6 protein-coding genes are annotated in these 4560 nt (G+C 34.3%); 4 read left to right on the forward strand and 2 right to left on the reverse strand.

The features are described 5' to 3' along the window. Positions 1–120 precede the first annotated feature (120 nt). On the reverse strand, positions 121–966 hold the full coding sequence (locus tag IV513_RS14900; protein ID WP_209391349.1) for an RteC domain-containing protein: 846 nt from the start codon (positions 964–966) through the stop codon (positions 121–123). 381 nt (positions 967–1347) lie between these two features. On the opposite strand from IV513_RS14900, the gene IV513_RS14905 reads away from it, so the two are divergent. The 4 genes from IV513_RS14905 to IV513_RS14920 all read left to right on the forward strand — a co-directional run bounded on the left by IV513_RS14905 (position 1348) and on the right by IV513_RS14920 (position 3801). Further along, positions 1348–1521, forward strand: a complete 174-nt coding sequence (locus IV513_RS14905; RefSeq protein WP_209391350.1) for a hypothetical protein — start codon at positions 1348–1350, stop codon at positions 1519–1521. Positions 1522–1692: 171 nt separating this feature from the next. After that, the gene (locus tag IV513_RS14910; protein WP_209391351.1) at positions 1693–2367 is read left to right on the forward strand and encodes a KGG domain-containing protein; all 675 of its coding nucleotides are present in this window, start codon (positions 1693–1695) and stop codon (positions 2365–2367) included. 73 nt (positions 2368–2440) lie between these two features. Continuing rightward, a complete protein-coding gene (locus IV513_RS14915; RefSeq protein ID WP_245168965.1) occupies positions 2441–3058 on the forward strand; it encodes a ferritin-like domain-containing protein in 618 nt (205 codons plus the stop codon). A gap of 146 nt (positions 3059–3204) precedes the next feature. Further along, a complete protein-coding gene (locus IV513_RS14920; RefSeq protein ID WP_209391352.1) occupies positions 3205–3801 on the forward strand; it encodes a hypothetical protein in 597 nt (198 codons plus the stop codon). Positions 3802–3807: 6 nt separating this feature from the next. Here IV513_RS14920 and IV513_RS14925 read toward each other — a convergent pair whose 3' ends face one another. Further along, positions 3808–4215: a hypothetical protein gene (locus IV513_RS14925; RefSeq protein ID WP_209391353.1), complete on the reverse strand. Its 408-nt coding sequence runs from the start codon at positions 4213–4215 to the stop codon at positions 3808–3810. Positions 4216–4560 lie beyond the last annotated feature (345 nt).

A 4560-nucleotide genomic window follows, 5' to 3' on the forward strand; every position in this document is an offset into this window, starting at 1 on the left:
TAGCTTTGTTTTTCAAAGTTTTTATAAAAACAAAACCCTAAAAATGTTTTTTTTCAACTCAGCACAAAAAAGAGGCTGCCCTTTTGAGACAGCCTCTTTCAAACACCCGTGCTGATGTTGCTAAAGGTCTTTATCCATATACTCTTCGAGGGAAATTTTGAGCTGGTCTAAAAACACCGTTCGGGAGCCTGCCCTTGTTTTCATTCGGTGGAAAGAATGATGTATATCGTTCAAGGGCGTTCGGAAGAGGATTTGGAAAATCAATGCTAATTTCCTGATGCCTATTTTCCCGTATGCAATAGATTTGGAAACATACAGGGCGTAAATCAATTCTATCAGTGCATTTTGCGAGTTCGTCCACGAAATGTCTTTGTTTCCATCACCGTTTATTGAAATGGTATCGGGATTTTTTTCAGGGTTTATTTTGGTAAGCAAGAAAGTATAAAGTAATTCATTGGCTATAATATGGGCAACTTTGTTATCGTAATAAGTAGAAAAGCTAAGGTCAATTTCAAATACACTACTTTTTAGACCATCGTGGTAATTGATTTTTCCGAGCCTGAAATAACTGTGGTCACGGTCAGTTCTGCCTGCACGATAGTACCTGTAAAAATCCTCATTGGATATACTTTCCTTGTATTCGGATTTCAGAATTTTCAGTTGGTTTTCAAAATAACTTTGGTGTATTCTCCCTGCACTTACGGGGCAGGTAGTTTCAATGCGGAATACCTTATTGTAATAAATAAGTTTTCCTAAAATCTGCGGTTTGATATTCTTGAAAAAATTGATTTCCTGCCGTTCGTCCTTAAATCCGGTCTGCAAGACTTTCATCTTTATAGTAAACAGCATTTCCTTTAGGAATAAGGTCATTTGGTAAGCCTCATCCGCAGTTTGCATCATTTGAGAAGATAGCTTATCTTCCTGATGCTGAATTTCCGATAATATTTTGTTCAATACGATTTCCATAGCTTAGACGTTTAGATATTGGGACTATTTATTTCGGAACTACATCTTCGTTGATTTGCCAAAACTTGGAAATAATATGTAAACCATTATCACATAGTGTCCCCATATTGGGAAAGATTAATTTTCAATTGCGATTTTTTAAGAATATTTCAAAACGGAAAAAGGGTTAAGTATGCTATGACTTAACCCTTTTTTTATTAAATTTGCAGTAATGATTTACAAGGTAATCAGATGAAAGCGAGTGCAGTAAGCACCATTACTAAATCGTTACCGATAGCACTTTCGGTTCTTGTAAACTACTCTTTATTAGCCACTTTGGGCTATATTAATCTTTTTAGTAAAAAATAATTATTATTGATTTTTTGATAAACAAATGCCATTATGATTTCAGTCATAGATGCGTCCGAATATATTAATGTAGCTTTGGTATACCAAACCAGATATATTATGAATACCAGTAATGCAGCAGCATATTTACTTTCTGCATTTTTGCTGCAGAAAATTGCAGATGTCTTAGAGCAATCTCAAATTCCTTTAGAAAATCCTCCGGGATAATTTTTATTTATACTCATCAAATACTTTGATAATTACATCGAAGTAATTCTCTATTTATTTAATCCATGAATTGCATAAAATTCAAGGCTACTCATTACGCACAATACAGGAAATCCGAATACTAGTCTAGGATTTTTTGTAATCACTTAATATTAATTTAAAAAATCAGTTATGAACAACAGAAATTCAAACAGAAGAAATTCAGGAAACAGATCTTCGCAGAATGACAGATCCACGCTTGAAGAAGTGTATCAATTAGGGTATGATCATGGTTTTACCGATGCATCGCAAGACGAAGATTATGATGATGATTTCTCAGATTACGAGGATGATTATGAAAACAGTTATGATGATGAAGATTATGAAGATTATGATAGACAAGGCGGAAGGTCTAATTCTTCAGGGAATAGAAATTCTAACAGAGATAGTCAGGGAAGATTTACCTCTGGAAGCGGTTTCTGTAGCGGAAGTTCGAGATCTGGAAGCGGAAGATCAAACAGCGGGAATTCAGGGAGATCTAATAGTTGTAGAAGGGGTTCAAACTCAGGTTCAGGCAGATCACGCAGCAGTAATTCTGGAAGTAATACTCGTGGAAGCAGCTCCAGCTCAGGAAGAGGTAGTTCTAACAGTGGAAACTCATCTAATTCGGGAAGATCGGGAAGATCTGGAAATTCTAACAGTTCAGGAAGAAGTTCCAACTCTGGTTCGGGAAAACAGGGATTTGCATCAATGAGTAAATCTGAACGCACCCGAATTGCACGTATGGGAGGACAGGCTTCTCATGGAGGAGGAAGTAATTCCGGCTCCAATTCAAGATCTGGTTTTGGAGGAAGAAGAAATTCATAATTCTATATTCAGGTTGTCTCTTTTGTGGAGAAAGAGACAGCTTTTTAACCAATCATCTTAAATATTATATACAATGGCTACAAAAACAAGTAATACATCAGATCAAAATTCTTCAGCATCAGATTCTACCCAGAAAACCTCAGAAAATTCTACAATGAAAGTAGATAATGCAACAGTTCAGAAAGAAGAGATGAAAAATGCTCCGCTTCATAAATTCTTCGTGGATGCTCTTAAAGATATTTATTATGCAGAAGATGCTATTGTTTCCGCTTTGGAGAAAATGCAGGAAGCAGCAACTACTGAAGAACTTAAGGACGCATTTGAAGACCATCAATTACAAACAAAAAAACACCTAAGCAGGTTAGAAAAAGTGTTCAGGTTGATTGATGAAAAACCGGAAAAGAAAAAGTGTGATGCAATTGAAGGAATCATTAAAGAAGGGGAGGAGGTTATAAAATCTACTGAAACCGGCAGTATGACAAGAGATGTTGCTCTTATTATTGCAGCGCAGAAAGTAGAACATTACGAAATTGCCACTTATGGCGGTTTGGTTCAGTTGGCTATTACGATAGGGCACGATAAAGCTGCAGATCTTTTAGATAAAACTCTTCAGGAAGAAGAAGATACAGATTATAATCTTACTGAAATTGCAGAAACACACATTAATTTTGAAGCTGAACAAGAAGATTAAAATTACCAATTTCTTTAGCCGTACTTATTGCGGTATGGCTGTTTTTGTCTCGATAAATAATTCTAACAAAATATGAATGAAATTAGGTTTTCTATTAAATATTGAATCATTTCAGATTGTATTTGCTAATAAAAAAACTGAAAATTATGAAGCCTAAAAATATTGCGGGAGTTCCTAAACATTTTAAAGGAAGTTTTCACGATACGGAAAGTCTTAAAGAAATTCATCGTTTGGAATATGTAGATTTTCAGTTTAATATTTTAAAACAAAGGCTTTTAAGTATTAATAATTGGCGAAAATATTGCCCTGAAAGTACTACAGATTTTCAACTTTTCGATTCTTTTGGAAATAAAATAGAGCGTTTTCCGGAGATTGGTGATTATATCAGAATAGATGTTCCAGGTCCGGGAGGAAAAGAGGGGAGAAGTTTCGATTGGGTAAAGATTACCATGATGGATAAAGAAGAAAATGCTGTAATGATGCAATGCAGGCCATCACCCGATCCTGGCGGTAAAAAAAGAGGGAAAATTGCCCATTTTTATTCTCATTGTGCAACATCCACTTTTATTGTTTCTAAAAAGAAAAATATTTTGAAAGCGTCTATTCATGGTAGAAATGAATACCCGAATTTTAAATCGGGTATTATAGATTCTGTTAGAAACCTCATCATCGCTATTGGTGGGATGATTGGTTTTTCTAAAATTCAATGGAAATGTCTTACAGACGGACTGGTGAAATTTTAGTTTTTATTATTTTATTTTATCGTAAATCAGTTTTGTAACAATCGCTCCGAAAGTATAATATCCAATAGTCATAATTTTTTTCTTGGTATTTTCTGCTACCGGAGTGCTGTCTAATCCTAACTTTTCAGGAAGTAAAATAGCTCCAACACCCGCTGCAACACCGCTTATAAATTCGTGGTTGGTCGCAGTACCGGCATAATACATTGCGTTGCTTACAATATCTCCTGCCAAAGTCGCGGCGTAGATGGTGTCGGGATCCGATAGTTGAATATCATTTGCCTCAGCAACTTTTTGGAGGGCTTCTTCTCCAAGTTCATTAATGTGCGGAACATCATTAAAGTTTTTTCTGACCGTTTCGTGCAGTAAATTGAGGGCAATAGCTCCACCTAATCCTGCGATTAATTTTTTTAACATATCTTTTATTTTAGTGAATTTTATTTGATCTTTTTTTGTCTTTAGCTGAATAACCACTGTTGATGATGAAAAGAATATTTAATTATCCAAGCTTTAGAAATATGATAAATAGTGTTTCAATAATAAGACCAAAAGAGTGATGGATAAAAAAGTAATTCTACAAAATTGTCGAAACTTAGATTTTAGTTGTATTATTATTTTCTTTATTTAATTAAATTGATTTATTAATATGAATTTTAAAATTATAATCAATACTGTCCTAAATAAAAATTATTAAAAATAGAAACAGCCTAAATACCTATTTTACATTTAGCTTTACATTTAATTTCAAAAAAGAACCCCTTG

Source organism: Chryseobacterium sp. RR2-3-20, from assembly GCF_017808115.1.
Classification (GTDB): domain Bacteria; phylum Bacteroidota; class Bacteroidia; order Flavobacteriales; family Weeksellaceae; genus Chryseobacterium; species Chryseobacterium oryzae.

What these genes read in the sequence shown, in the direction of transcription:
- IV513_RS14900 (WP_209391349.1), bottom strand. Translation starts at nt 966, where the DNA reads ATGGAAATCGTATTGAACAAAATATTATCGGAAATTCAGCATCAGGAA.
- IV513_RS14905 (WP_209391350.1), top strand. Translation starts at nt 1,348, where the DNA reads ATGATTTCAGTCATAGATGCGTCCGAATATATTAATGTAGCTTTGGTA.
- IV513_RS14910 (WP_209391351.1), top strand. Translation starts at nt 1,693, where the DNA reads ATGAACAACAGAAATTCAAACAGAAGAAATTCAGGAAACAGATCTTCG.
- IV513_RS14915 (WP_245168965.1), top strand. Translation starts at nt 2,441, where the DNA reads ATGGCTACAAAAACAAGTAATACATCAGATCAAAATTCTTCAGCATCA.
- IV513_RS14920 (WP_209391352.1), top strand. Translation starts at nt 3,205, where the DNA reads ATGAAGCCTAAAAATATTGCGGGAGTTCCTAAACATTTTAAAGGAAGT.
- IV513_RS14925 (WP_209391353.1), bottom strand. Translation starts at nt 4,215, where the DNA reads ATGTTAAAAAAATTAATCGCAGGATTAGGTGGAGCTATTGCCCTCAAT.